The following is a 24,331-nucleotide window of genomic DNA, read 5'->3' as shown; positions in this document are numbered from 1 at the left end:
GCCTCTCCGCATGACCTGTGACCTGACCTCGAACCACCGCGACTCCGGCGTCCCCGGAAACCGCCGAGCGAGGCGACGGTCCGCCGGGACGGCCGCCGCCGTCCTGCTCGCCGGACTGCTCGTCACCATGCCCGCCGCCCCCGCCGACGCCGCCACCGTGTCCGTAGGGGCCGGCGGGTACACGACCGACCTGCCCGCCGGCGCCTCCGGCCCGGCCGACAGCACCGGCGCGCCGGTGACCCCGAAGGTCACCTCGGCCGTCACCGCCAAGGTGCCGACCAACGACTGGTGGTCGTCCCTGGCCTTTCAGCGCTACGCGGGCAACCCGTACTCGGAGAACATGTACGCCCATCCGCTGACCTTCCACGCCGTCGCCGGCGGGCTCGAGGTCGGCTACCCCACCACGCCGGGCATCGGCGCGACGCAGTACGACTACGCGCACGCCCGCGACCTGACCCTCGGCGTCACCGGGCTGAACGCGCCCCGCACCCAGGTCGACGGCTGGTCCGACTGGACGGTGACCCCCTACTGGTCCGACGGCGCCCGCACGCTGCGCGCCACGATCGGCCACGGGCTGCCGTTCGTCTACGCCACCCCGAGCGGCGGGGACGGACGGGTGGACTTCGTAGCCACCCCGACCATCTGGGCCGACCGCGGCAACGTCCTGGGCGCCACGGTGAACGGCCACGACTACGCCCTGTTCGCCCCCACGGGGACCGACTGGGCCATCTCCGGCACCGCGGCCACCGTCGCCCTCGGCGGCAGGAACTACCTCAGCGTCGCCGCACTGCCCGCGCGCGGCGCGCTGGACCTGTTCGCCAAATACGCCTACTCGTTCGTCACCGGGACCACGGTGAGCTGGTCCTACGACGAGGCCGCCGCCCGGCTCACGACCACCTACACCGCCGCCACCAGCGCCAAGGAGGGCACCCAGACCGGCACGCTCCTGGCGCTGTACCGGCACCAGTGGCAGGCCACCTCCGACCCGCTCACGAGCTACACCTACCTCTCGCCGCGCGGCACGATGAAGCTGCGCGAAGGCGCCTCGTTCAGCACCCGGCAGACCTTCCACGGCGTCCTGCCGTCCCTGCCCGATCTCGGCGCCTACGACCGGGCCCGGCTCGGCGACTTCGTCCGGCAGGAGGCCGACGCCGCCGACCCGTACAAGGGCGCCGGCGACACCTACTGGGCGGGCAAGGCACTCGGACGGCTCGCCCAGCTCGTGCCCATCGCCGACCAGCTCGGCGACACCGCCTCGCGCGACAAGCTCCTCGGCCTGCTCAAGACCAAGCTGCAGAGCTGGTTCACCGCCGGCGGCGAGCAGTTCCGCTACGACGCCACCTGGGGCATCCTGACCGGCTACCCGGCCTCCTACGGCAGCGACACCGAGGTCAACGACCACCACTTCCACTACGGCTACTACCTGATGGCCGCCGCCACCGTCGCCCGCTACGACCGGGCGTGGGCCGCCGACGGGCAGTGGGGAGGCATGGCCAAGCTGCTGGCCAAGGACGCCAACAACTGGGACCGTTCGGACACCCGCTTCCCGTTCCTGCGCAACTTCGACCCGTACGCGGGCAACGGCTGGGCCTCCGGCCACCAGGGCTTCGCCGCGGGCAACAACGAGGAGTCGTCCTCGGAGGGGATGAACTTCGCCGCCGGAGCGCTGCTGCTGGGCGCCGCGACCGGCGACACCGCCCTGCGCGACCTCGGCATCTACCTCTACACCACGCAGGCGGCCACCATCGCGCAGTACTGGTACGACGTGGACGGCGCGGTGTTCCCCGCGGGTTTCGCGCCGGACACCGCCGGCATGATCTGGGGCGACGGCGCCGCCCACGCCACCTGGTGGACGGGCAACCCCGAGGAGATCCACGGGATCAACTACCTGCCCATCACCGGCGGCTCGCTCTACCAGGGGCTCTACCCGGCCAAGGTCAGGGCCGGGCTGGCCGAGATGGAGGCCGAGAACGGCGGGCCCGCCGTCGAGTGGCGCGACGTCATCTGGCAGTACCGCGCGCTCGGCGACCCCGCCGCCGCCAAGGCGAACTGGGACGCGGGCTGGACCTCCTACAGCCCGGAGTCCGGCGACTCCAAGGCGCACGCCTACCACTGGATCTACAACCTGGCCAGGCTCGGTACGGTCGACGCGGCGGTCACCGCCGACATCCCGACGGCCGCCGTCTTCAGCCTGAACGGCACGCGCACCTACGTCGCGCACAACTTCGGCGTCTCGGCGCGGACGGTGACCTTCTCCGACGGAAAGCGGCTGGACGTGCCGGCCGCGTCCACCGCGACCAGCGCGGGCGGCGGCGGCCCCACGCCCACGCCGACTCCCACCCCCACTCCGACCCCGACCCCGACGCCGACTCCCACGTCTGGGGGCCCGGTGCGGTACCTGCTCGGCGGGGGAGGGCTCGGCGCGGCCGCCGGGACGGCCGGGGCCGACACCGTCGCCTCCGCCGGTGGCGTCAACCACGACGGCACCCCGGCCAACCCGCTCGTCTACACCGCCGGCGGCCTCACCATGACCTCCACCGGCGCCGCCACCGCGTTCGACCTGTACTTGGACGCCGGGACCGCGGTGGGCAACGGCGTCCAGGCGCGGGTCTCCTACGACCTCACCGGAGACGGCTCCTACGACCGGGTCGAGACCTACCGCTACTTCGCCACCGACCCGGTCGCGGGCTGGGAGCACTACACCCAGGCCGCCGGGCTCGCCTCCTCGACCGGCGCCCTCGGCAACCTGGTCAACGGCCGGGTGAGGGTCGAGGTGTGGAGCGCCATCGGCGTCAACCCGACCTCACTGGGGGTCGGCAGCCGCTCGGTCCTGACCCTTCCGTTCCGCTGACCACGCGGCTCCGTCACCGGCCCGTCCAACCAGCCTGAGCAGCCGCCCCGTCCGCTCTGTCCGACCCGTCTCACCTGTCTGACCCGTCGGACAGAGCCGCCGCCCCGTCCGCTCTGTCCGACCCGTCTGACCTGTCTGACCCGTCCGACCCATCTGACCTGTCCTACTCGTCCCACTCGTCCCCGAGAGATGAGGAGCATCATGGGCATGACCACCGATTTACCGGTGCGCCGCCGCTCGCGGCTGCGCGCCGTGCTGGCCGCCGCCGGAGCCGCCGTCCTCCCGATCATCGCGCTGACCCTCGGCGGCGGGCCCGCCGGGGCCTCGGTCCCCGCCACGCCGAGCGGCTGGAACCTGGTGTGGAGCGACGACTTCAACGGCTCCGCCGGGGCGATGCCCTCGTCGGCCAACTGGATCATCGACACCGGGTACAGCTACCCGGGCGGTCCCGGCAACTGGGGCACCGGCGAGATCCAGAACTACACCGCCAACGCCTCCAACGTGAGCCTGGACGGCGGCGGAAACCTGCGCATCACGCCCGTCAGAAGCGGCTCGGGGGAGTGGACCTCCGCGCGCATCGAGACCCGGCGCACCGACTTCAAGCCGGCGGCCGGCACCGTCCTGCGCATCGAGGGCCGCATCCAGATGCCCGACGTCACCGGCGACGCGGCGCTCGGCTACTGGCCGGCGTTCTGGGCGCTGGGCTCGCCCTACCGGGGCAACTACCAGAACTGGCCGGCCATCGGCGAGTTCGACATCATGGAGAACGTCAACGGGATCAACTCCGTGTGGGGCGTCCTCCACTGCGGCACCAACCCCGGCGGCGCCTGCGGCGAGACGAACGGCATCGGCGCCAGCCGTGCCTGCCCGGGCTCCAGCTGCCAGTCGGCCATGCACACATACCGCTTCGAATGGGACCGTTCGGTCACCCCCAACCAGCTGCGCTGGTACGTCGACGGGCAGCAGTTCCACAGCGTCAGCCAGAGCCAGCTGGACGCCACCACGTGGAACAACATGACCGGCCACGGCGGATACTTCCTGCTGCTCAACGTGGCGATGGGCGGCGCGTTCCCCAACGGGGTCTCCGGCCGCTCCACCCCGACCTCGGCCACCGTGTCCGGACGCCCCATGGTGGTCGACTACGTGGCGGTCTGGCAGAGCGGCGGCACCACCACCCCGCCCCCGAGCTCGCCGCCGCCCAGCTCGCCGCCGCCGGGCGGCGTCGACGCCCGCTCCACCATCCAGGCCGAGCGGTACCAGGCGCAGTCCGGCACCCAGCTGGAGACCACCACCGACAGCGGCGGCGGTCAGAACGTCTCCTACATCGCCAACGGCGACTGGCTCCGCTTCGACGGGGTGAACTTCGGCTCCACCGCCGCCCGGCAGTTCGTGGCCCGCGTCGCCTCCGGAGCCCCCGGCGGCGTCAGCGGCCTGATCCAGGTGCGGCTCGACAGCCTCACCGCCGCACCCGTCGGCGACTTCGCCGTCGGCAACACCGGCGGCTGGCAGAGCTGGCGCACCGTCCCGGCCAACATCTCCGGCGTCACCGGAACCCACACCGTCTACCTCACCTTCGCAAGCGGCCAACCCGCGGACTTCGCCAACCTCAACTGGTTCACCTTCACCAGCTGACCCCCGTCAAGACCTGAGCCTCGACCGGCCCCGGTCCGGCCGAGGCTCGGGATGGCGCATGCCCCTGCGGTGACCACAGTCCTTCATCGGGTCGGGCTCTGTACCGGGTTCATGCAGGATGTGATCGGCGCCGGGTCGGTGGGGCGTGGTACGGCGGTGACGGCGCCGTCGTGCGGCGGGTGGCCCGTTCTGCGGCGGCCGGTGGCGTCGTTGCCGGGCTGCCGATGGTGGCGTCGTTATGCTGGGCCGATGAAGATCCGGACGGTCGGCGCGGTCCGCGGCGCCCTGCCGGCGGCACTGGCGTTGACCCTGGCCGCCGGTTGCGCCTCGTCAGAGGGGGCGTCACCAGGGATGTCCGGCGCGGCCTCGCCCGCGACCTCCGAGGGGGCTTCGCCCGCCGCGTCCGAGGCGGCCTCGCCTGTGACGGGCCTGCGGGTGAGCAGCCCGGCGTTCGGGGACGGCGCGGCCATACCGCGCAAGCATGCCTGCGCGGCCCAAGGAGGCCAGGACGTCTCGCCCGTGCTCGCCTGGTCCGGCGTCCCGTCCGAGGCGCGCGAGCTGGCGGTCGTCGTGGACGACCCGGACGCGCCCGGCGGCTCGTACATCCACTGGATCGTGACCGGCCTGCCCGCCTCGCTGACCGGCCTCGGCCAGGGAGCGACGGAGGGAAAGACGCTGCCCGGCAGCGGCGGCGCTCCTTCGTACGCCGGCCCGTGCCCGCCGGGCGGCACGCATCACTACCACTTCATCGTGTACGCGCTGCGCGACCGGTTTCAGCCGGTCGGCGACCCGCGGGCCGTGTACGCCCGGCTCAAGAAGGCCGCCATCGCCTCCGGCGAGACGGTCGGCACCTGGACCCGGCGCCCCTGACCGAACATCCGCCCGCTCGGGGCGCGCGGTCAGAACGGTGGACGGCGTCCGCGCGGCTGGACGCGCCGTCGAGTCGCCCGAGGACCGGCCCGGGCGGTCAGCGGGAGCGGGCGCCGCTTCCGGCGAGCGCGGTGGCGACGCCCAGTCCGAGGTAGACGCAGCCGCTGACGTACCGCAGCGCCCTGTGCCTGCGGCGCAGCAGCCCGCTCAGCGTGCCCGCGCCGAGGGCGTACACCATGTCGGCGGCGATGCCGAACATCAGCAGGGTCAGCCCGAGAACCACGATCTGCAGGGCGGGCGACCCGGCCGCGGGGTCGACGAACTGGGGGAGGAAGGCCAGGAAGAACAGGATGACCTTCGGGTTGAGCACGTTGACGATAACGCCTTCGAGGAAGACCTTGCGCAGCGGCTGGGTGGCCGCCGCGCGCGCCGCGGCGCCGTCCCCCGAGGCCAGTGTGCGGATGCCGAGGTAGACCAGATACAGGGCGCCCGCCCACTTGACGGCCGTGAACGCCGCCGCCGAGCGCGCGATCAGATACGAGAGCCCGGCCGCCGCCGCGGCGATGTGCAGCAGCGTTCCCGTCTCCACCCCGACGGCCGAGGCCACCGCGGCCGCCCGTCCCTGCGCGATGCCGCGCGCGGTGATGTACAGGTTGTTCGGGCCGGGGACGACGACCAGCACCAGCGCGGCCACCGAGAAGACCACCAACGTCGATGCAGAGACCATGCCCGCGACCCTAACCTCCACCGGACCAGCAGAAGTGGTCCATAAACATCCCTTCCTCTCAGTCCAAAGCCTGCTTGACGACGAGCGGCACCGTCGCCGAACGGCGGGTCCGATCACCGGCACTCACCTCCGTCCAAGTCCGGGGTGCTTCGACAGGAGGTCCGCGACCTCGGTCGCCTGCTGCCACGGCCGGCCGAGGTCGCGGAGGGTGTCGGTTGCAGATGAAGCTGTCGGTGTCCGCGTGTTGTTGTCGGTGCTCGTGTCGGTGTTCAGCTTGAGATGTCGGCCGTCGATATCTGGCGAAGCCAACGCACCACAAGCCGGTTCACCGACAACAGACCTGACGACGCCACGGGGCTGCCGACGCTGTGTTTGAGATTCCAGGCACTTACCGTCAGTCCACACGCGCCCAGAAATCGTACGGGTCCTGCCCAGGGCGGAATCCGTGCGCCTCTGCCATGTCCGCCGCCTCCCGGAACCTGTGAGCGACGAGGGATGGGTCGTGGGCGTCGCTGCCGAAGCTGACCGCCGGTCCGCCCTCCTCGTGCCACCATCGCAGGATCACCGGTGACAGCGGCAACCTCGTGTTGATCTCCAGCGCCCGCCCCGACGAGGCGGTCGCCCGCAGCGCATGCCGGAACTCCTCCTCGAAGGCCGGCGGATCGAAAGGCCCAGCCTCCGTAGGCCAGGACCGCACTGGGTAGTCGATGTGGGCGAGCACGGAGAACACATCGCTCCCTGCCGCCAGTCCGGCAACCTCGGCCAGGTACTCCCGGATGACCTCGGCCGCAAGCCGGTGATCGTACAGCCCCCACGGTTCCGCGAACCCGTCGCCGTCGGGCAGGCAGTGCAGAGATCCCAGGATCCTGTCGAACCGCCCGGCCGCGAGTACCTTCGCCACGGCCTCGGCGTGCCAGTGCGGCTCCCCGACCTCCAGCCCACTCAGGATCCGTAGCCCGGGGAAGCGCTCGCGACACCGCTCGATCGAGTCCAGATACCCGTCCACGTCGAACGCCGGAGGGCTCAACACCCCCTCCGGCGAGCTCAGCGACAGCAGATGAGCGTCATCCGCGGAACCGATGTTCAACGACGTGTGGTCGAGGTGTTCGGTGAAGGCGATCGCCGGGAGCCCAAGCTCCACCGCCCGCGCGCAAGCGTTCTCCATCGAGGCATTCGGGGCGTCCCAGGACCACTCGCTGTGCACGTGACTGTCTACAGGCAACATCACAAAAGCACCGTAGTGGACGATCACGGGAAGTGGCCTTGAAGGGGAGGAGACGCCGATCGTCAGTCCACCGACAACAAGACCTGAACGACTCCACCCGAACCTGTCCGCATCAACATGTCGGACTACGGGTCATGCGTGTCCGCTTCGACAACATCACTTGGAAGGGACAGAGGGGAAGGCAGGGCATGGGCGGGTTGTGGCGGCTCTGCGGCGATTCCGGGTTCTGTCGGGTGGGCGTGCGATACTCCCCAACGTGGTGTGGCGGGAGGCGGGCAGCGCTCTTGTGGGGCGGTCGAGTGAGCTCGGTCGCCTCGTCGGGGTGCTCGACGCCGCCGCCTCTGGGCAGGCGGGGGTGGCCGTCGTCAGCGGCGACGCCGGCATCGGCAAGAGCCGCCTGGTCGCCGAGCTCGTCGCCCTGGCCCGGGCCCAGGGTTTCGCCGTGCTGACCGGCCAGTGCGCCGAGCTGGGTGACGCCCTGCCCTACCTCCCCCTCGCCGACGCCCTTCGCGGCGCGGCCGGCGACTCCGGCCTGGCGCAGGCCATCGAGGCGCGCCCGATGCTGCGCAGGCTGACGCCCGGCGCCTGGCTCGACTCCCAGCCCGCGGCCGGTTCGGGGCTCACCCAGCAGCAGCTCTTCGGCTCGACGCTCGACTTCCTCGCCGAGGCCTCGGCCGGAAGGCCGGTCCTCTTCGTGCTCGAAGACCTCCACTGGGCCGACCGGTCCACCCGTGACCTGCTGGTCTTCCTCAGCCGCATGTTGCAGCACGAGCGGGTGTGCCTGCTCGGCACCTACCGCACCGATGACCTGCACCGGCGCCACCCGCTCCGCCCCCTGCTGGCCGAGTTGCAGCGCCTCCCGTCGGTCACCGCGGTGCGCCTCGGCCCGCTGGACGCCGACGCGCTGTCCGACCACCTGGTGGCCCTCGGCGGCGCCGACGCCAGGGCGATCGGCGACATCATCACGCGCGCCGAGGGCAACCCCTTCTACGCCGAAGAACTGCTCGCCGCCGAGGGCCTGCCGTACAACGTGGCCAACCTGCTGCTCGCGCGCGTCGAACGGCTGTCGGAGCCCGCGCAGAGCGTGCTGCGGGCCGCCGCGGTCGCCGGCCGGCGCATCGACCACGACCTGCTGCAGAAGGTCTCCGGCCTGCAGGACATCGAGCTGGAGGAGGCCATCCGCGAGATCGCCTCCCGAGGGCTGATGCTGCCCGACGGCGACTACGGCTACGCGTTCCGCCACGCCCTGCTCCAGGAGGCCGTCTACACCGATCTGCTCCCCGGAGAGCGCGCGCGGCTGCACAGCCGCTTCACCCGTCTGCTCGACTCGCCGGCCGAGCTCGCCTACCACTACCTGGCCGGTCACGATCTGCCCGGCGCTCTCGCCGCGTCCGTGGCGGCCGGACGGCGAGCCGACCGGCTGGGCGCGCCCGTCGAGGCCCACGACCACTACGATCGGGCTCTCGCGCTCTGGCAGCGCGTCCCCGACGCCGAGCGGGTCGCGGGCATCGACCGCGTGCGGCTGGCGCTGCTGTCCGCCGCCGCGGCCGAAGAGAGCGGAGCCACCCACCGGGCCGTCGCCCAGATACGGGAGGTCCTGGCCGTCGAGCGGCCGACGGCCGAGATCTGGGAGCGGCTCGCGTACTACCTGATCGACGCCGGGGACGACGCCGGCGCCGTCGAAGCCGCCAAGACCGCCGTCCACCTGGCCACCGAGGCCGCGGACGAGGAAGACGACCACGGTCCGGCGGACGACCAGGCCGAACGGCGTCAGGTCAAGAACTGCCGGGCCGCTCTGCTGTCCAGATCCCTGGCGACGTACGCGCGTGCCCTGGTCTGGAGTCCCCAGCACGGCGAGGTCGAGCAGCTCGCCGGCCGCGCGCTCGAAGCCGCGCGCGCGTCGGGCGTGCGCGACGCAGAGGCCAGCGCGTTGATCACCCTGGCCGTCGTCGCCGACATCGGCGGCGACCGGCAGCGGGCCGAGGACGTGCTGACCACCGCGGCCGCCGGCGTGCCCTCCGGCAATCTCTCCATCGACCTGCGTGCCATCTTCAGCCTCGCCAGGGTGCAGTACGACCGCGGTAACCTCGCCGATGCCGCCGCCACCGCCGACCGCGGCGTCGACCTGGCCCGAGAGACCGGCCTGACCTGGAGCAACTACGGCACCGACCTGCGCTTCCTGCGGCTGCTCATCCACTACACGGCCGGAGAGTGGGAGCAGGCGGGTGAGCTGGCCGCGGGGTTCGCGGCGCGGGTGGGCAGGCTTCCCGAGGCATGGTTGTCGGGGTACGCGCTGTTCGTGGAGGTCGCGCGCGGCGACCCGATCGTCGAGGAACGCATGGTCTGGCTCAGGCCGTTCTGGCGCGACCCGCTGGTCAGCTACATCTCCCGCACCCTGGCCGCCGAGCACGCGCTGTGGAACGGCGACCCGCGCTCCGCCATGGAGCACATCGACGCGGTGATCGCGGTGCTCGAGCCCTTCGACCCCGGCATGATCCGCGTCTGCGCCACCGGCCTGTGGGCGCTGGCCGAGCTCGGGCAGCACCCGCCACGCGCCGACGACCAGGCGAAGGCCGACGACATGCTGCGGCGCGCCCACCAGGCGGCGACCCTCGGGCCCGGCTCGGGCACCCGGGGCGCCATGGGGGTCGAAGGCCGGGCATGGCTGGCCAAGGCCGAGGCCGAACGGCGGCGAGCCGGCGGCGACGCCGATCCCGCGGCCTGGCGGGCGGTCGTGGACGCCTTCGACTTCGGGTCGGTCTACGAGGTCGCACGGGCGCGCTGGCGCCTCGCCGAGGCCCTGCTCGCCACGGCGGACCGCGACGAGGCGTACGCGCAGTGGCGGAAGGCCGTCGACACGGCCGCCGCGCTCGGCGCCGCGCCTCTCCACCGTGCGCTCACCGACCTCGGCCGCAGGGCCCGCTTCCCCTCCCCGTCCAAGCAGGACACCACGGACGCCGCGTCCCCGGAAGCGACGTCATCGTCCTCGTCTTCCGCCGCCTCCGCCGCCTTGGCCGCACCGCCGGCCGACCACGACGGTCCCGCGGTCTCCCTGACCGGCCGCGAGCAGGAGGTGCTCGCCCTGGTCGCCGCCGGCCTGTCCAACCGCGAGATCGCCGAGCGGCTCTTCATCACGCACAAGACCGTGAGCGTGCACGTCTCGAACATCCTCGCCAAGCTGGGCGTCTCCTCCCGCACCCAGGCCGCCGCCTACGCCCACCAGCGCGGCCTGCTCCCCTGAGGCCGCCACCCGCCTCGCCCAATGTCCGGTCGGCGCGGTTCCAGCCTTACTCCAGGATGCGCAAGCGGCACTCCCGCAAGCGGCACTCCCGCAAGCGGCACTCCCGCAAGCGGCACTCCCGGAAGCGGCACTCCCGCAAGCGGCACTCCCGGAAGCGGCACTCCCGGAAGCGGTGCCTCGGAGGGAACGCTCACAGGAGAATGCTCCGGAAGACACGGGAGAATGCTCCGGGAGACGGTGCCGGCGGGGGTAAGGGGCCGCCGGAACGCGGCTGCCGGGCATGATTCCGAGAGAGGGCGCCCCATTTGAGACGTTCCCCTTGGGACGATCCTCAGGCGACGATCACCCTGGGAACGGTGCTGTCTCGGGGTCCTTCATGAAGGACCGCTCTCCGAAGGAGTGAGGACCAGGTCGCGGACGATCTGGATCAGCTCCGCCGGGTCGAACGGCTTGGTGAGGTAGGCGTCCACCCCGATGCCGAGGCCGCGCTTCTTGTCCTCTTCCTGGGCCCTGGCCGTGATCATCATGATCTTGATGTGGCGCAGGCTCTCGTCGGCGCGCAGCTTGGTGGCGGTCATCCAGCCGTCCAGGCGCGGCATCATCACGTCCAGCGTGATCACATCGGGTTGGACGGACGCCACGCGATCAAGGCAGTCCTGCCCGTCCGTCGCCGTCTCCACCTGGAACCCCTCCAGGCTGAGATTCACGGCGATGAGCTGCCGGATGACCTCGTCGTCGTCCACGACCAACACGCGTCCCAGAACCTCTTCCACGGCCGCGAGGCTAACCCCTGAAAGCCCTCCCCGCGACCTTTTCCCCCAACTCAACCCCCACGGCCACGCGATCAGACACCGCCCTTCCCCGACAGGCAGGGCAGAACGCCCACCCCGGCCACGCAACCCCCGCACCAACCGCTCACCTCCCAAGACGAACCGCTCATCCCTCACGACGAACCACGCTCTCCGGGCCGCCGCGCCCCTCGTTCCGAAGCCCGTGACCTCACATCGACGCCGCCTCCTCCCCCCCTCTTCCGCAGCGATGCCACGCCGGAAGGGAACCCGCCGGCATCGCCGACCCACCTTTTATGAACCGATTCCCCATGCCGCTTGTCCACAGCCTGACGCTCCAAAGCCCCCGCCGTGCTGAATCGCCGCAGCTCATTGGCTACGTCAGTCGCATTCACCGCTGAGTGGCCATCGACCTTCGTCCACAGAACGCCGTTCGGCCCAACCGCCGGCAGCTCTCGAAAATCACCCTTGGGCTTGATTCGCCATCGAGCCCAAGGAGGGCACCGTGATCACGATGCTCGTCACCACCGTCCTCATCACGGGGACGGCACTTCCCCTCGTCGCTTCGGCCGCTCCCCGCCCCCCGCTGACCCGATGCACGCAGATCCGCCGGCTGCCCACTCTCCACCACCTCACGGCCCCACCTGCCCGTCGATCGTCCGGCGTTCTCACGGCATGCGTCGGCGAGAGCCCGGGAGGCCTTCCTGTGGCCCGGTCGTCGCTCCATAACCGCCCGTGGCCGCCTCACCGCCAGATCGACCCCTACGGCACACCAGCCGCTCGTCTGTGGACCTGGCCGGTGCGTGACCTCCTGCCGGGAGAGATCGACACCAGCACGCCGGGCGAGGGGCATCTCGCGCGGCAGCAGGTCGGCGCCCGCACCGACGGAGGCCTTCTGCTGCGCATCCACCAGCCGGCGCTCGTCGACCGCCGTGGCCCGCACGCCGGTTCACCCGAGGCCGCCGAGTCCGGTCAGCCGCCCGGCGCCGATCGTCCAGCGCGAAGTCTTCCCGTGTACCGACGCCCTCCGCGTGTGCCCGACCGAGACCGGTCTCGGTCGGCGCCTGACGGCGGCGGACGCCGGCATCGGGAGGCTCCCGACCCGGCATTCCCTCGATCGACGCCAGACGACGCGGCCGGAGCGGCGCGCTCCCAGCGCCGAGGCGGCGCCGCGCCGACGGCTGCCCGGGCGGTCCCCACCTCCCGCCGTCCTGCCGGCGATCGGTCGGCGTCCCGCTCGCGGCAGGTCACTGCCGGGGCCATCGCCGCGCGAGCGGCTGTCAAGAAGATCGGCACCCCGTACGTCTGGGGAGGAGGGTCACGGAACGGGGCCACGAAGGGCGGGTTCGACTGCTCGGGTCTGGCGCTGTACGCCTGGTCCCGGGCCGGGGTCTCCCTGCCTCACTACACGGGCAGCCAGTTCACCAGAGGCAGCAAGATCCCCTTCTCCCGGCTCAAGGAGGGTGACCTGGTGTTCTTCGGAGGAGGCGCCGGAGACCCCACTCATGTCGGTATCTACCTCAAGAAGGGGATGATGGTCCACGCCCCGAAGTCCGGTGACGTCGTGCGCACCGTCGATTTCGCCCACTCGGCCTACTACCGGGCGCGCTACCGAGGCGCCATCCGCCCCGGCAAGTAAGTCCTTTCGTCCGCACCCACGATCTCGCACCAGGCGATCCACCCCGGTCCCAGCACGGTGGCCCGGCAGACCCCACTGCCCCGATCCACACCGCACGCGCGAAACCGTCGCCAAGCCCCGAGTACCACAGGCCGACCCCGCCGATCCGGCACACCACGACGATTCGCGAGGTCACAACCAGGCCCAAGCCACCCGGAGCTCCCACGACGGACCGGGGCACCCGCCACAGCGAAATCGACAGCCGAGCGGTTCACCTGGTCACAGCAGCCCCAGTCACCTCCAGAGCCCCACGACGAGACGGGCGACTGCCAGGACAAGACGAGCAGCGACACGGTTTGACTTCCCGCCCTCTCCGGAGCCGGAGCGACGAGGGGGGTGGCTGTCGGGACAAGACCAGCAGCGACACGGTTTGAACTTCCCGTCCGCTCCAGGGCCCGAGCGGCGGGTGGGTGGCTGTCGGGACAAGCTCGGCGGCGGGACGGTTTGGACTTCCCGTCCTCTCCAGAGTCCGAGCGGCGAGGTGGGCGGCTGCCGGGACAAGACTAGGAGCGAGACGGTTTCGACTTTCCGCCCTGGGTCGGCGCCGTCGGGGTGGGGCCTTCTCGGTGGCTTCGCGGGGCTGGTCGCGGGGCATGGTTCGGCTGGCGCGGGTTTCTGAGTAACGGAAGACCGCCAGATGCTGGTAGCCTTACCACTCGTTGAGCCCCCTTAGCTCAGGGGATAGAGCACCGGCCTCCGGAGCCGGGAGCGCAAGTTCGAATCTTGCAGGGGGCACACGATCTTGACCAGCGGATCCATCCGCTGAGCAGGGCGAACAGCACAGCAACGGGCGGGTCTCCAGTCTCACGGAGTCCCGCCCGTTCTCATTGACGCCGCTGGCTGTGGACCAGTTGTGGACCACACGCGTGCTTCCGTAGTGATCTCCGTGTGGGGATGAGTCAACGCTCGGTCCTTGGTGTTGTGCATGTGTGGTCAATGCCGATCGTCCCCTCTTGTCGTACATGCCTGGTCCATCTCGATAGCCCGAGGCGATCAGGGGCGTGGATCACGAACGGGGGTGCGGAGTGACCGGTCGGCCAGGTCACGACACAGGGTGCGGGGGCAGCCGACCGGTGGGGCATGGCACAGAGATGCGGGGCGAGCAGGCGGGGTGGATCACGAGGCGGTGCGCGGGGCCGGCGCGCGGGTGGTGCGGAAGCGGGCGCGGTAGGCCGTGGGCGGCACGCCCAGTTCGCGGACGAACGCCCGCCGCATCGTCTCCGGAGAGCCGAACCCGATGCGGCGGGCCACGACGTCGAGCGGCCTGTCACTGGTCTCCAGCATGTTGCGGGCGCTCTCCAGGCGGGCCAGCTCGACGTACCGGGCCGGGCTGAGCCCGGTCTCCTGCCGGAACAGGCGGGTGAGCTGCCGCACGCTGAGTCCGGCGCGCGCGGCCATGGCGGCCAGGCCGTGGTCGCCGGCCGGGTCGACGGCCACGGCGTCCAGCACCGGGCGCAGCGGCGCGCACCGCTCGCCGCCGGCGAGCAGGCGGACGCTGAACTGCGACTGGCCGCCGGGCCGCTGCATGAACACGACCAGGTGCTTGGCGACGGTGCGGGCGAGGTCGGCGCCGTAGTCCTGCTCAACCAGCCCGAGCGCCAGGTCGATGCCCGAGCTCACCCCCGCCGAGGTGACGATGTCGCCGTCCCGGACGAAGATCGCGTCCCGGTCCACCTCGATGCCCGGATACGCCCCGGCGAGCCGCTCGGCCAGCTCCCAGTGCGTGGCCGCGCGGCGGCCGTCCAGCAGCCCGGTGGCGGCCAGGACGAACGCGCCGGCGCAGACCGAGGCGGTGTGCCGGGCGCGGCCGGACAGCCGCCGCACCTGGTCCAGCAGCGGCCGGTCGGCGGACGCCGCGTCCACGTCGGGGCTGCCCGGCACGAGCAGGATGTGCCCGCCGTCGCCGAGCTCTTCAAGGGCCACGTCGACGCCCAGCCGGATGCCTCCGCTGGTCTTGATGTCCCGTCCGCCGAGTGAGGCGATGAGCGGCCGGTAGCCGGCGCCGTGCTCGACGGCCATGGTGAACACCTCCAGCGGCCCGGTCACGTCCAGCAGGCGGACGCCGTCGTACACGACGACGACCACGGTGCGTCCCTCATGCTCGTGCGGCGTGGCCATGGCTTCAGTCTGCTCCCCGCCTCGGACGACCCGCGGCACCGCGGTGCGCGGGCCGGCCTCGTGCCCCACCGGCGGAGCCGCCGATCGTGACGGGAGTGTCGCCGAACATGGTTCCTCCATATCAGGACGCGGCGTGCTCGCGCTGGAAGAGCGCGGTGAGCGCCGCGATGACCAGCAGGCCCGCCGACAGCCACAACCCCCGCGCGATGCCGCCGTCTCCGTCGGACAGCAGGCCCGATGCCAGCGGGCCCCCGGCCTGCCCGACGGAGAAGGCGACCGTCAGCAGGGCGATGCCCGCCGTCCAGCCGGTCGGCGGCAGCATGCGCCGGGCGATGAGGGTGGCCGCGGTCGGTCCCGCCATGAACCCGGCGCCGAAGACCACCGCCGACAGCAGGGCCGAGAACGGGCCGGGCGTCATGAGCAGCACGGGCAGTACGCCCGCGAACACCAGCGCCGCGACGAGTGCCGTCGCCCGGCCGCCGCGCAGCCGTCCGGCCAGGCGGCTCCAGACGACCAGCGTGGTGACCGCCGAGGAGAGCCCGAGCACGACGAAGAACAGCGCGGTCATCGAGGCGCCGAGCCCCTGAGTCCTCAGCATCGCGATCACGAAGGTCATGTAGCTGACATATCCGGCGCCGAACAGGACGTACCACGCGAAGGTCGGGCCGAGGCGGCGCAACTGGTGACGGGCCAGGACGGCGGCTTGCGTGCCGGCGGAGTCGGGGACGCGCCTCGCGCCGAGCCAGGCGGGCAGCAGCGCGACCACGGCGGCGGCGCCCATGAGCAGCCAGCCCAGCCGCCAGCCGTCGTCGCCGGCCGACAGCGCGGCGGGCACGACGAGCCCGGAGATGACCACCCCGACGCCGACGCCGGCCATGTACACCGCGACCGGCAGTGCGGAGCGGCGTCGCGGGGCGCCCGCGGCGACGCGGGAGACCAGCGCCGAGCCGATGACGAAGGTGACGGCCGTGGCCAGCCCTCCGATGAACCGCAACGCCAGCAGCGCGGAGAAATCCGCCCACGCGGCGGTGGCGAGCAGTGCGAGCGCGCTGAGGGCCAGGCTCCAGAGGAACGCGGCGCGGTCGCCGAGCCTGCGCGCCCAATGGACGGCGGACGCGGCGCCCAGGATGTACCCGGCGGCGTTGGCGGTGTTCATGCCGCCGGCCTGCGCGTAGGTCCACCCGAGGGTGTGGTGCATGGAAGGCAGCAGCAGGGCGTAGGCGAAGCGGGTGAAGCCGAGCGCGACCACCGGCCCGGTGGCCAGGCCGAGCGCGATCAGCACCTGCCGGGCGACGCCCGCGCGCTGATCCTGGGGCGAAGAGGTGACCGCGGTCATGTACGGCCTCGGCCGCGCGTGAGCCACATGGTGATCGTCCTTCCGGTCGGTTTCGAGGCCATCGATGCCTCAAGGCGCCGGAGAGCACCACCCATGGCCGTCGATCCGGCCATCCGTCCCTCGGATCAGGCCATCGGTCTCATCGGTCTCAGCGGAACGGTCGACGTGGACCAGGCCCTCGCCGAAGGTGCGAAGAACGCCCACCGCATCCCGTCGAGAGCGGGTATCACCAAGTGGACTGACCGCAATGCGAATGGTGAGCTGGACGAGCGGGCCTGGGGGACATGCATGCAAGCACCTTCGAGCGCAAGGATCGTTTGACGCTCGCGGGTTGTGGGCCATCTAGGCGCTATGCGCTCTGGGCTGTGGAGACGCTGGTCCTTCGCTGGTCATGGGGCGGGTCGGCATGGGTCTTCGAGCGGGAGCGAGTCGGGGACCTCAGGTGTTCTGGCGGCTGAGGGTGCGGGTGATGGTCGGCAGGACCGCGATGGACAGGGCCCAGCCCAGTGCCTTCAGGGCGATGGACATGGCCAGGCCGGGACCGTGGGGGGAGAAATGGTCCTCCAGGCCGAACGGAGAGCTCGGCAACAGTACGTCGAGGCTGAAGAGCGCGGCGTTCACCACATGGTCGGCGCTTGGAATCGGCACCGCCTGGCCGATGAAGACCGCGGTCCCGATGGCCCATGCCGCGATGAGCCAGCAGAGAGCGCGCAGCGGCACGTAGCCGTACCCCGCTATGGCGTCGTAGAGCCAGCCGATGGTCCTGCGGGGCCAGACCAGCCGGTGACGACGGTCCCGGTTCTTGGCGAGCAGCACGATGCGCGCGTCCCGGTCGTGCCCGAGGCCGCGGTAGTACCGCGCGAGCTGCTCGTACGGCTGAGGGTGGTACCGCTGTGGACTGCGCCGCAGCCAGGCGATCCTCTCCGCGACCGGCGGTTCGGGATCCGGGTCGAGGTCGTCGTAGACCAGGCCGTTGAGGTGTGTCGGGGTCTTCAGCGAGGTGCTCAGGGTGCTGAGCCGCGCGTTGGTGAGGTTGACACTGCCGGTGATCTTCGAGATCAGGACCAGTGTGTCGATCCGGGCGCCCTCGCAGGTCACCGCCCGCCTGCCGGGATTGCTGAGTTCGGCCCCGGTGAAGTCGGCCGTGCCGGCGATCTGCGCGCCCTGCAGGCGGATCCCCCCTTCGGCGGTGAACCCGTCGCGGAAGAACATGTCCTGATCGACCGCGATCCGCTGGCCGCTCACCGCGCCCCCTCCGGGGTTGCGGATGGTGGCGCCGTTGAAGGAGATCTGGCCGTGGACGCGGGCTCCGGCGAGCTTCACCTCGCCGGAGGTCGTGAACCCGTTCTCGCAGAACATGTTGAGGTCGACGACCATGCCGGCGGCGGAGAGCGCGGGCCGGTCCTGGGGGGCGAGGATGACGGTGCCGCCCAGATCGAGGTTGCCGCCGACATGCGCGCCGGCCAGCCGCACCTCGCCGATCCGGCAGGAGGTCAGCCCCAGCGGTCCGTCGGTCCGGATCCGGTTGGCGTCCAGGCCGGGAATCCGGCAGGCGGAGACCGACAGCCGCCGTACGTGCGCGTTCTCCACGTCGATCGGCTCGTCGAACCAGCACCGCCGGAAGATGACCTCCGCCGCGATCTCTCCGCCGTTCAGGTCCAGCCGGCCGGTGATCCGGGCGCCGCGGAGGGAGAGCCTGGTGACGCCTCCGCCGTCGCCGCCGCGGCCCCTGAGCAACAAGGCGCTGATGACCTCCGCGCGGACTCGCTGGTCAGGGTCGTACTCGTCCGGGTCGAATCCTTCGGCCGTCGGGTCGGCCGTGCCGATGTCGACCCGATCGCCGTCCGGGAACGCCTTCCAGAGCCGCCGCTCCGCGTCCGTGCGCAGGTCGTTCGGGTGCACCGTCTCTTCCTTCTGTCAGAACCGGCAGTGCAGGGGATCGGTGAACACGGGAGGAGGGCCGGACAGGGCCGCGCGGATCGACTGTTCCAGGATCGAGTACGGCGAGCCGTCCGCCCGGTCGAGGCGGAGAGGTTCGCGCAGACCTGTCTCGGTGTTGCTGATGAAGCGGGGTGGGCCGGTGTGCTTGTAGCCGCGGGTGTGGAACAGCAAGGGATGACCGAGGACGACGTCGCCGGCCGAACCGGTGATCTCGCGGAAGTTGCCGATCGGCTCGGCCAGCACCGCGTCGAACAGCTCCAGGTGGGTCATGCCCTCGGGGTGGGCGGCGAGCACTCTCGCGGCGCGGCGGTGGGAGCCCTCGGACACGATGGTGCCGCCGCCGCGCGGCTCGATGTCGGAGAACAGGCCGATCAGCAGCAGTCCCTGCCGGGGCGCGTCGATCGTGTGGCGGAACCAGTTGCCGTCCACGTGCCAGCCGTACGGGGGTACGCCGTACGGCCGGTCGGCGCCGTGCGCGAAGTTGACCGGCCAGAAACCCCAGCTCCGCTCGCCGCGCCAGCGTCCGGGGCCGAGCAGTTCTTCGACGGCCGCCGCCACCTGGCCGGTGAAGCAGGCGAGCACCTCGGGCGTGTGCAGGCGCTCCTCGATGTCGTACCCGGGCGGCCACGTGGCGGGGTCGTCGCGCAGGATGCCGGCCTTCTCCGCCATCCGCCGCCAGACCCGGTCGCGGGCGGCGGCCGCCTGCCGCGCCGTGAACGCGCCCGGAAGGACGCACAGGCCACGCTCGACGAAGCTCTCGATGCGCGCCCGGCCCAGCATGGTCACCAGTACAGCAGCCAGCGGCCGGCGCACCACACCCCGTGTCCCTGCAGGGTGAGCCGCTCGTCGTCGGGTTCCACCTGGCCGACGGGGGCGACCTGGTGCAGGATGTGGCCCGAGTGCACGGCCATCGTGCCCACCGTGTACGGGACGTAGGTGCGGGTGTGGAACCGCAGCAGATCGGTGGCGCCCTCGACCCAGCCCCGCCGCCGTGCGAGCTGGAACTGCTCGTAGGTCGCGTCCCACACGTTCAGCCCGCCGCCGGCGACGGGCAGCCGGATCGGCAGCGTGAACGACAGCAGCCGTTCGAGGTCGGTGCCCGGGGGCCAGTCGAAGGCCCGGTACTGCAGGTCGAAGTGGATCGGCGCCCGGGGTTTGGTGAACACCGCCGCGGCCAGCCAGACGTGGAAGCCGGGCAGTGCCAGGTCCTCGGGGTAGCACACCGGCGACCCGAGATGCTCGCCCAGCACTTCGGCCAGGCGCTCGTACAGCCAGCCGAACCGCTCCCGCAGCACCGGCCGCGCGGCCCGTGCCCGCGCCCGGTACTCTCCCGCCCGCGGGTCCTGGGCCAGGTCGAGGTAGCTGGGCGGCCCCAGGGTGAAGAACGCGGTGGGCTCGGGTCCCCGGGGCAGCCAGTGATCTCGCAGGTCGTGCACGGTGTCGCGGACGGCGGCGCTCTGCTCGCCGGTCAGGACCGGGACCGATTCCACTACGCGGCCCCCTCTTCCAGCAGGGTCAGCAGCGACCTGGTGACGGCGCCGCCCAGCCTGCGGTCGTACCAGTCGTATCCGGGCATCGGATTGACCTCCAGGCACCAGTGGGTGCCGTCGTCGGCCACCTTGAGGTCCCACCCGGCGAACGCCAGCCCGAAGTCGCGGGTGCACGCGGTCATCCGGGCGGCCAGCGGGCCGGGCAGTTCGCACAGGCTGAAGGCGACCTCCCCGGCGGGAGCCGCGCGGTAGTCCACGACGGGAGAGATGATCCGCTCGGCGTGCACGCGGTCGCCCACGACGTGTGCCCGTACGTCGGCGCCGGTGACGTAACGCTGCACGTGCACGGGCCCCTGCCGGGAGTCGAACCCGGCGAAGTCGCCCGGGCCGACGAGCCTGCTCGTCGCCCGCACTCCGGACACGGCCTTGACGATCGTCGGCCCCGCCGCGGCGAACGCGCCGAGACGGGCCCCGTCGGAGCTGGTCAGGCTCTCGGGCACGGCGAAGCCCGCCTGTGCGATGGACCACTCGTGCAGGGGCTTGGCGCCGTTGTCGGACCCCGCCCGGTTCACCACCAGGCCGGGGATGTGGTCGAGCCAGGCCGTCAGGCCGGTCACCAGGCTCTGCCAGGCCACGGCGTGACGGGGGTCGTCCTGGAGAGCGGCCAGGTCGATCAGCCGGCAGAAGTAGGACGCGCGCGGGTCGAGTTCGTGCCTCCCGCTCGGGGTCGGCAGGACGCTGTGGCCGTCGTCGGGGATGGCCAGCCGCCAGGCCCGTTCGGCCACCACCTCCCGCAGGTCGATCGCCACGACGGGCGCACCGGCCCGCTCGGCCTCGGCCACGAAGTGGGTGAACGTGGCGTCGCCGCCGACGCCGATGGCGTAGATCATGGGAACAGCGCCTTCACCAGATGAGGGCCGAGGCCCAGCCAGACCATGCGGAGCTGCTCCAGGGCGGGGAACGGCTCCACGTTCACCAGCCGGGCGGACGCCAGGTCGGGGGCGAGCCGCCAGGTCACCGCGGCCAGGTCGAGGCCGAGCCGGGCGACGATGCCGATGCTGCGCTCGGTCAGGTCCAGATCGTCCAGGTCGGCGGTGGTGCACCGCCAGGCGTTCCCGCCCAGCACCACGACGCCTTCGAAGACCGGATCGGCGTCCGACCACCGTGCCCGGAACGGGCCCTCGGCCGTCATCGCGTCGGTCCACGGCGCCGTGGCCCCGGTGCCCTCGTCCCGCACCCACCAGGTGGCCTCCGCGTCCTCGCCCGCCGGTGGAGGCGTGGGCGCAGGCGCGGGCGGTGCCCCCGCGAAGACCTCCACGGAGCCGCCGGAGACCCCCGCGCGGAGCTCGGTCAGGGCGGCCGAGACCGAGACGCGGCTGCCGAGCCCCTGCGGGGTGGGGCGGTTGATCACCGGGGCGGGGGTGAGCGCGGCCACCGCCCACAGCTGGGCCAGGCACTCGCCGTACTGGAACTCCGCGTCGAAGCTGACGCGGAGCGGCGGGGGAGGGGGGAGGCGCAGGACCAGGGGGCATTCGGGCGTCACGGTGGCCACACCGTCGCGGACCGAGACGGTGAACATCTGGGCCGCGTCGAACACGTCCAGGACGCGTGCCTCGTGCCCGCTCTCGGTGACGAATTCCGCCACCTCGATCGCGACCTCGTCTTCGGGGTCGGCGACGATGATCAGTTCTGGGTCGGCGGTCCCGGATGGCGCGGACTCAGATGACAAGGCCGTTCCTCCTCAGGAACCGGTTGAACCGGGACGCGCGGAGCGCCGCGATGGTCTCGTCCTGCTCGCCGGACGGTGACGCGGGGGACGTCGTCAACCCCGCCTCCGGGCCCGCCGGGGATCGCCCGGGCGGCGGCGCGTACGCCTTCGGTCCGCCGGTGGGCGTGGGCCAGTCCCGGCCGTCCTTGCCGTCCTTCCAGTCCTTGGTGTCCTTGCCGTCCTTGGTGTCCTTCCAGTCCTTCAGGTCTTTGCTGTCCTTGTAGTCCTTCAGATCCTTGTAGTCCTTGTTCTCCTTGCTGTCCTTTCCGTCCTTCGAGTCTTTGCTGTCCTTATAGTCCTTGGAGTCTTTCGAGTCCTTACTGTCCTTGCCGTCTTTGCTGTCCTTGAAGTCCTTGAACTTGGCGACCCCCGGCCGGGCGAGGGGCGGCACGGAACCGGCGGGTTCCGGGAAGGCACGCCCGCCCGCGGGCAGCCGCCACAGCGCCGCGGTGACGTCCCTGCGTTCGGACGCCGCCAGGAACGGCATCACCCGCGACTCGTCCACCGTCCATGACATCAGCCCGTTCTCCCCGTCGTCGATCCGAGTCGATCGTGATAGCCGCGCAACGCCGTCGCCAGCCGTCGCTGGGACGCCCTGTCGTGCGGGTTGAGGTTGCAGACCAGGTGGTCCACGCCGAGGTCGCGGTACGCCAGCAGGCCCTCGGCCACCTGCTCGGGCGACCCGGCCAGCACGGGATGGTCCTGCGGCCCGGGCTCGCCCACGGAGACGTTGACGCCGAGGGTGACGCCCAGCGTGCCGGGGGCGCGGCCCACCTCCGCCGATGCCTCCTTGAGGCGGGACAGCGCCTCACCGGCGGTCTCCGGCGGGCCGAACCAGCAGCCGTTCCACAGGTCGGCGTGCTCGGCGGCCAGGCGCAGCATGCGAGGACCCCGGGCGGCCACCAGGACGGGAGGACCGCCCGGCCGCGGCCCGCGTGGCCGCAGCTCCCCGCCGCGGACCCAGTGGTGCCGTCCCTCGTACCGGTCCAGTTCGCCGGTGCGGAGCAGCGGCAGGATGATTCCGAGTGCCTCCTCGAACCGGTCCACCCGATGGTCGAAGGGGATGCCGAAGGCGTCGAACTCCGGCTGGTGCCAGCCGCAGCCGAGGCCGAGGATCAGCCGCCCCCCGCTGACCTCGTCCAGGGTGACGGCCATCTTCGCCAGCACCGCCGGGTTGCGGAAGGCCGTGCACAGCACGAGGGTGCCCAGCTCGACCCGTTCGGTGGCCTCGGCCAGCGCCGCCAGCACCGTCCAGGCCTCCCAGATGCCCTCGGTGGGCAGGCCGGGCTCGCGGAAGAGCAGGTGATCGTAGACCCAGACCGACTCGAACCCGGAATCCTCCGCCCGCAGGGCGAGATCACGGATCTCGACGTAGGACGGCTGCTTCCACGGGTACTCCGCCACTGGCAGGACAAGGCCGATCTTCAACGCCCCTCGCATTCACGACCGCACGACGTGAACACCCCCGAACCAAGCGTCACTATATGCCGGAAAGCGGCCGCCGGGAATGGCCGCGGGCCGGTCCGAATGGTCGCGGACCTCCGGTCGCCGCAGCGGTGACGGCCGGCGCGTTACGTCCAGGATCGGCCGGCCTCGAATTCGAGCGTGGCGTCACATGGAGGGACGAGCTGAAAATTTCAGGTCGAAGTTTCGTGCGTGATTCGGCGCGGGTTCGAGGAGTTTCCGCAGGCCGTATCGGGTGCCGGGGTGTGTAGAAGGAAGCACTTAAGTCAGGGGTTTCTCGAAAGTTTCATGATGGCCTTGACACATTTCGGAGGCGTTTCCACACTGAGTCCCCGAGGTGGTCGCTCCCTGCCTGCTGCTGGTCCGGCGGCGGAGAACGCCCGTCTCCGACGTCCTCGTGGTGTGCGTTCCCGGTTATGGGGTGGCGTCGATCCCACAGGACGTCGCCGCGATTCCGCTGTTCCGTGACTCAGTTGTGGAGGCTCAGGCATGAGCACAAACGCCACCCCCTCAGATGGACGCCGGCGGCCACGCGGCGCACGCCGCGCCCTGATCGCCGGCGCTCTGGGCGCCCTCGGTCTGACCACCGTGCTGATCGCGCCGGGTACCGCCGGTGCGGCCGAGAGCACGCTGGGTGCGGCGGCCGCGCAGAGCGGGCGGTACTTCGGTACCGCGATCGCCTCGGGCAAACTGGGCGACTCGCAGTACACCACCATCGCGAACCGTGAGTTCAACATGGTGACGGCCGAGAACGAGATGAAGATCGACGCGACCGAGCCCAACCAGAACCAGTTCAACTTCAGCGCCGGTGACCGCGTCTACAACTGGGCCGTGCAGAACGGCAAGCGAGTACGCGGCCACACCCTCGCCTGGCACAACCAGCAGCCCGGCTGGATGCAGTCCATGTCGGGCAGCGCGCTGCGCAACGCCATGATCAACCACATCAACGGCGTGATGGGCCACTACAAGGGCAAGATCGCCTACTGGGACGTCGTCAACGAGGCCTTCGACGACAACAACGGCGGCCGCCGCGACTCCAACCTCCAGCGCACCGGCAACGACTGGATCGAAGTCGCCTTCCGCACCGCCCGCGCCGCCGACCCGGCCGCCAAGCTCTGCTACAACGACTACAACATCGACAACTGGTCCTGGGCCAAGACCCAAGGCGTCTACAACATGGTCCGCGACTTCAAGTCCCGCGG

At 71.5% G+C, this 24,331-nt stretch carries 19 protein-coding genes, 1 tRNA gene and 1 pseudogene; 8 read left to right on the top strand and 13 right to left on the bottom strand.

Annotation, left to right across the window (positions count from 1 at the left end; genetic code table 11):
• Nucleotides 1-10: 10 nt before the first annotated feature.
• The 3 genes from ABZT47_RS05805 to ABZT47_RS05795 all read left to right on the top strand — a co-directional run bounded on the left by ABZT47_RS05805 (nt 11) and on the right by ABZT47_RS05795 (nt 5,353).
• Nucleotides 11-2,851: a glycosyl hydrolase gene (locus tag ABZT47_RS05805; protein ID WP_354836628.1), complete on the top strand. Its 2,841-nt coding sequence runs from the start codon at nt 11-13 to the stop codon at nt 2,849-2,851.
• 207 nt (nt 2,852-3,058) lie between these two features.
• On the top strand, nt 3,059-4,483 hold the full coding sequence (locus ABZT47_RS05800) for a glycoside hydrolase family 16 protein (RefSeq protein WP_354836626.1): 1,425 nt from the start codon (nt 3,059-3,061) through the stop codon (nt 4,481-4,483).
• 249 nt (nt 4,484-4,732) lie between these two features.
• Nucleotides 4,733-5,353, top strand: coding sequence for a YbhB/YbcL family Raf kinase inhibitor-like protein (locus ABZT47_RS05795; protein ID WP_354836624.1), 621 nt, complete (start codon nt 4,733-4,735; stop codon nt 5,351-5,353).
• A 97-nt stretch (nt 5,354-5,450) separates the two neighbouring features.
• Here the strand turns inward: ABZT47_RS05795 and ABZT47_RS05790 are convergent, their stop codons facing one another.
• Entirely contained in the window at nt 5,451-6,080 is a 630-nt protein-coding gene (locus ABZT47_RS05790; protein WP_354836622.1) for a LysE family translocator, read from the bottom strand.
• A 394-nt stretch (nt 6,081-6,474) separates the two neighbouring features.
• Nucleotides 6,475-7,332 (bottom strand): PHP domain-containing protein, encoded by an 858-nt coding sequence (locus ABZT47_RS05785; protein ID WP_354836620.1) that lies wholly within the window; start codon nt 7,330-7,332, stop codon nt 6,475-6,477.
• Between the two features lie 229 nt (nt 7,333-7,561).
• On the opposite strand from ABZT47_RS05785, the gene ABZT47_RS05780 reads away from it, so the two are divergent.
• Entirely contained in the window at nt 7,562-10,546 is a 2,985-nt protein-coding gene (locus ABZT47_RS05780; RefSeq protein WP_354836618.1) for an AAA family ATPase, read from the top strand.
• Nucleotides 10,547-10,592: 46 nt separating this feature from the next.
• Here the strand turns inward: ABZT47_RS05780 and ABZT47_RS05775 are convergent.
• Both ABZT47_RS05775 and ABZT47_RS05770 read right to left on the bottom strand, forming a co-directional pair.
• A pseudogene (locus ABZT47_RS05775) lies at nt 10,593-10,706 on the bottom strand (pentapeptide repeat-containing protein); the annotation flags it as partial.
• A 214-nt stretch (nt 10,707-10,920) separates the two neighbouring features.
• Nucleotides 10,921-11,319, bottom strand: a complete 399-nt coding sequence (locus tag ABZT47_RS05770; RefSeq protein ID WP_354836616.1) for a response regulator — start codon at nt 11,317-11,319, stop codon at nt 10,921-10,923.
• An 814-nt stretch (nt 11,320-12,133) separates the two neighbouring features.
• Here ABZT47_RS05770 and ABZT47_RS05765 point away from each other — a divergent pair.
• Both ABZT47_RS05765 and ABZT47_RS05760 read left to right on the top strand, forming a co-directional pair.
• The gene (locus ABZT47_RS05765) at nt 12,134-12,973 is read left to right on the top strand and encodes an NlpC/P60 family protein (RefSeq protein ID WP_354836614.1); all 840 of its coding nucleotides are present in this window, start codon (nt 12,134-12,136) and stop codon (nt 12,971-12,973) included.
• 702 nt (nt 12,974-13,675) lie between these two features.
• Nucleotides 13,676-13,747, top strand: a tRNA-Arg gene (locus tag ABZT47_RS05760).
• Between the two features lie 381 nt (nt 13,748-14,128).
• Here ABZT47_RS05760 and ABZT47_RS05755 read toward each other — a convergent pair.
• Nucleotides 14,129-15,130 (bottom strand): GlxA family transcriptional regulator, encoded by a 1,002-nt coding sequence (locus ABZT47_RS05755; RefSeq protein ID WP_354836612.1) that lies wholly within the window; start codon nt 15,128-15,130, stop codon nt 14,129-14,131.
• Nucleotides 15,131-15,251: 121 nt separating this feature from the next.
• Entirely contained in the window at nt 15,252-16,493 is a 1,242-nt protein-coding gene (locus tag ABZT47_RS05750) for a YbfB/YjiJ family MFS transporter (RefSeq protein ID WP_354836610.1), read from the bottom strand.
• On the opposite strand from ABZT47_RS05750, the gene ABZT47_RS05745 reads away from it, so the two are divergent.
• Nucleotides 16,494-16,787: a hypothetical protein gene (locus ABZT47_RS05745; RefSeq protein ID WP_354836608.1), complete on the top strand. Its 294-nt coding sequence runs from the start codon at nt 16,494-16,496 to the stop codon at nt 16,785-16,787.
• 117 nt (nt 16,788-16,904) lie between these two features.
• Here ABZT47_RS05745 and ABZT47_RS05740 read toward each other — a convergent pair whose 3' ends face one another.
• Genes ABZT47_RS05740 through ABZT47_RS05710 form a run of 7 tightly spaced genes read right to left on the bottom strand, consistent with a single transcriptional unit; the run spans nt 16,905 to nt 23,093 of the window.
• Nucleotides 16,905-18,368: a hypothetical protein gene (locus ABZT47_RS05740; RefSeq protein ID WP_354836606.1), complete on the bottom strand. Its 1,464-nt coding sequence runs from the start codon at nt 18,366-18,368 to the stop codon at nt 16,905-16,907.
• Between the two features lie 15 nt (nt 18,369-18,383).
• Nucleotides 18,384-19,193: a hypothetical protein gene (locus tag ABZT47_RS05735; RefSeq protein WP_354836604.1), complete on the bottom strand. Its 810-nt coding sequence runs from the start codon at nt 19,191-19,193 to the stop codon at nt 18,384-18,386.
• Nucleotides 19,190-19,897 carry a hypothetical protein gene (locus tag ABZT47_RS05730; RefSeq protein WP_354836602.1) on the bottom strand — a complete coding sequence of 236 codons (708 nt, stop codon included), beginning with the start codon at nt 19,895-19,897 and terminating at the stop codon, nt 19,190-19,192. The genes ABZT47_RS05735 and ABZT47_RS05730 overlap by 4 nt, the downstream gene beginning before the upstream one ends.
• A complete protein-coding gene (locus ABZT47_RS05725; protein ID WP_354836600.1) occupies nt 19,897-20,787 on the bottom strand; it encodes a hypothetical protein in 891 nt (296 codons plus the stop codon). Before ABZT47_RS05725 ends, ABZT47_RS05730 begins: the two co-directional genes overlap by 1 nt.
• Nucleotides 20,784-21,626 carry a hypothetical protein gene (locus ABZT47_RS05720; protein WP_354836598.1) on the bottom strand — a complete coding sequence of 281 codons (843 nt, stop codon included), beginning with the start codon at nt 21,624-21,626 and terminating at the stop codon, nt 20,784-20,786. The genes ABZT47_RS05725 and ABZT47_RS05720 overlap by 4 nt, the downstream gene beginning before the upstream one ends.
• Nucleotides 21,616-22,182: a hypothetical protein gene (locus ABZT47_RS05715; RefSeq protein WP_354836596.1), complete on the bottom strand. Its 567-nt coding sequence runs from the start codon at nt 22,180-22,182 to the stop codon at nt 21,616-21,618. Before ABZT47_RS05715 ends, ABZT47_RS05720 begins: the two co-directional genes overlap by 11 nt.
• Entirely contained in the window at nt 22,182-23,093 is a 912-nt protein-coding gene (locus tag ABZT47_RS05710) for an LLM class flavin-dependent oxidoreductase (RefSeq protein ID WP_354836594.1), read from the bottom strand. Before ABZT47_RS05710 ends, ABZT47_RS05715 begins: the two co-directional genes overlap by 1 nt.
• A 525-nt stretch (nt 23,094-23,618) precedes the next feature.
• On the opposite strand from ABZT47_RS05710, the gene ABZT47_RS05705 reads away from it, so the two are divergent.
• Nucleotides 23,619-24,331, top strand: a 713-nt coding sequence (locus ABZT47_RS05705) for an endo-1,4-beta-xylanase (protein WP_354836592.1), incomplete at its 3' end; no start/stop codon positions are given.

Origin of the sequence: Sphaerisporangium sp. NPDC005289, from assembly GCF_040607455.1 — a bacterium.
Lineage (GTDB): Bacteria > Actinomycetota > Actinomycetes > Streptosporangiales > Streptosporangiaceae > Sphaerisporangium > Sphaerisporangium rhizosphaerae.
This window is presented reverse-complemented; position numbering and strand designations above follow the sequence as displayed.

Excerpts from the sequence above, each read along its gene's own strand:
- ABZT47_RS05745 (WP_354836608.1), top strand. The coding sequence starts at position 16,494 with ATGGTGATCGTCCTTCCGGTCGGTTTCGAGGCCATCGATGCCTCAAGG.
- ABZT47_RS05715 (WP_354836596.1), bottom strand. The coding sequence starts at position 22,182 with ATGTCATGGACGGTGGACGAGTCGCGGGTGATGCCGTTCCTGGCGGCG.
- ABZT47_RS05795 (WP_354836624.1), top strand. The coding sequence starts at position 4,733 with ATGAAGATCCGGACGGTCGGCGCGGTCCGCGGCGCCCTGCCGGCGGCA.
- ABZT47_RS05805 (WP_354836628.1), top strand. The coding sequence starts at position 11 with ATGACCTGTGACCTGACCTCGAACCACCGCGACTCCGGCGTCCCCGGA.
- ABZT47_RS05725 (WP_354836600.1), bottom strand. The coding sequence starts at position 20,787 with ATGATCTACGCCATCGGCGTCGGCGGCGACGCCACGTTCACCCACTTC.
- ABZT47_RS05755 (WP_354836612.1), bottom strand. The coding sequence starts at position 15,130 with ATGGCCACGCCGCACGAGCATGAGGGACGCACCGTGGTCGTCGTCGTG.
- ABZT47_RS05790 (WP_354836622.1), bottom strand. The coding sequence starts at position 6,080 with ATGGTCTCTGCATCGACGTTGGTGGTCTTCTCGGTGGCCGCGCTGGTG.
- ABZT47_RS05800 (WP_354836626.1), top strand. The coding sequence starts at position 3,059 with ATGACCACCGATTTACCGGTGCGCCGCCGCTCGCGGCTGCGCGCCGTG.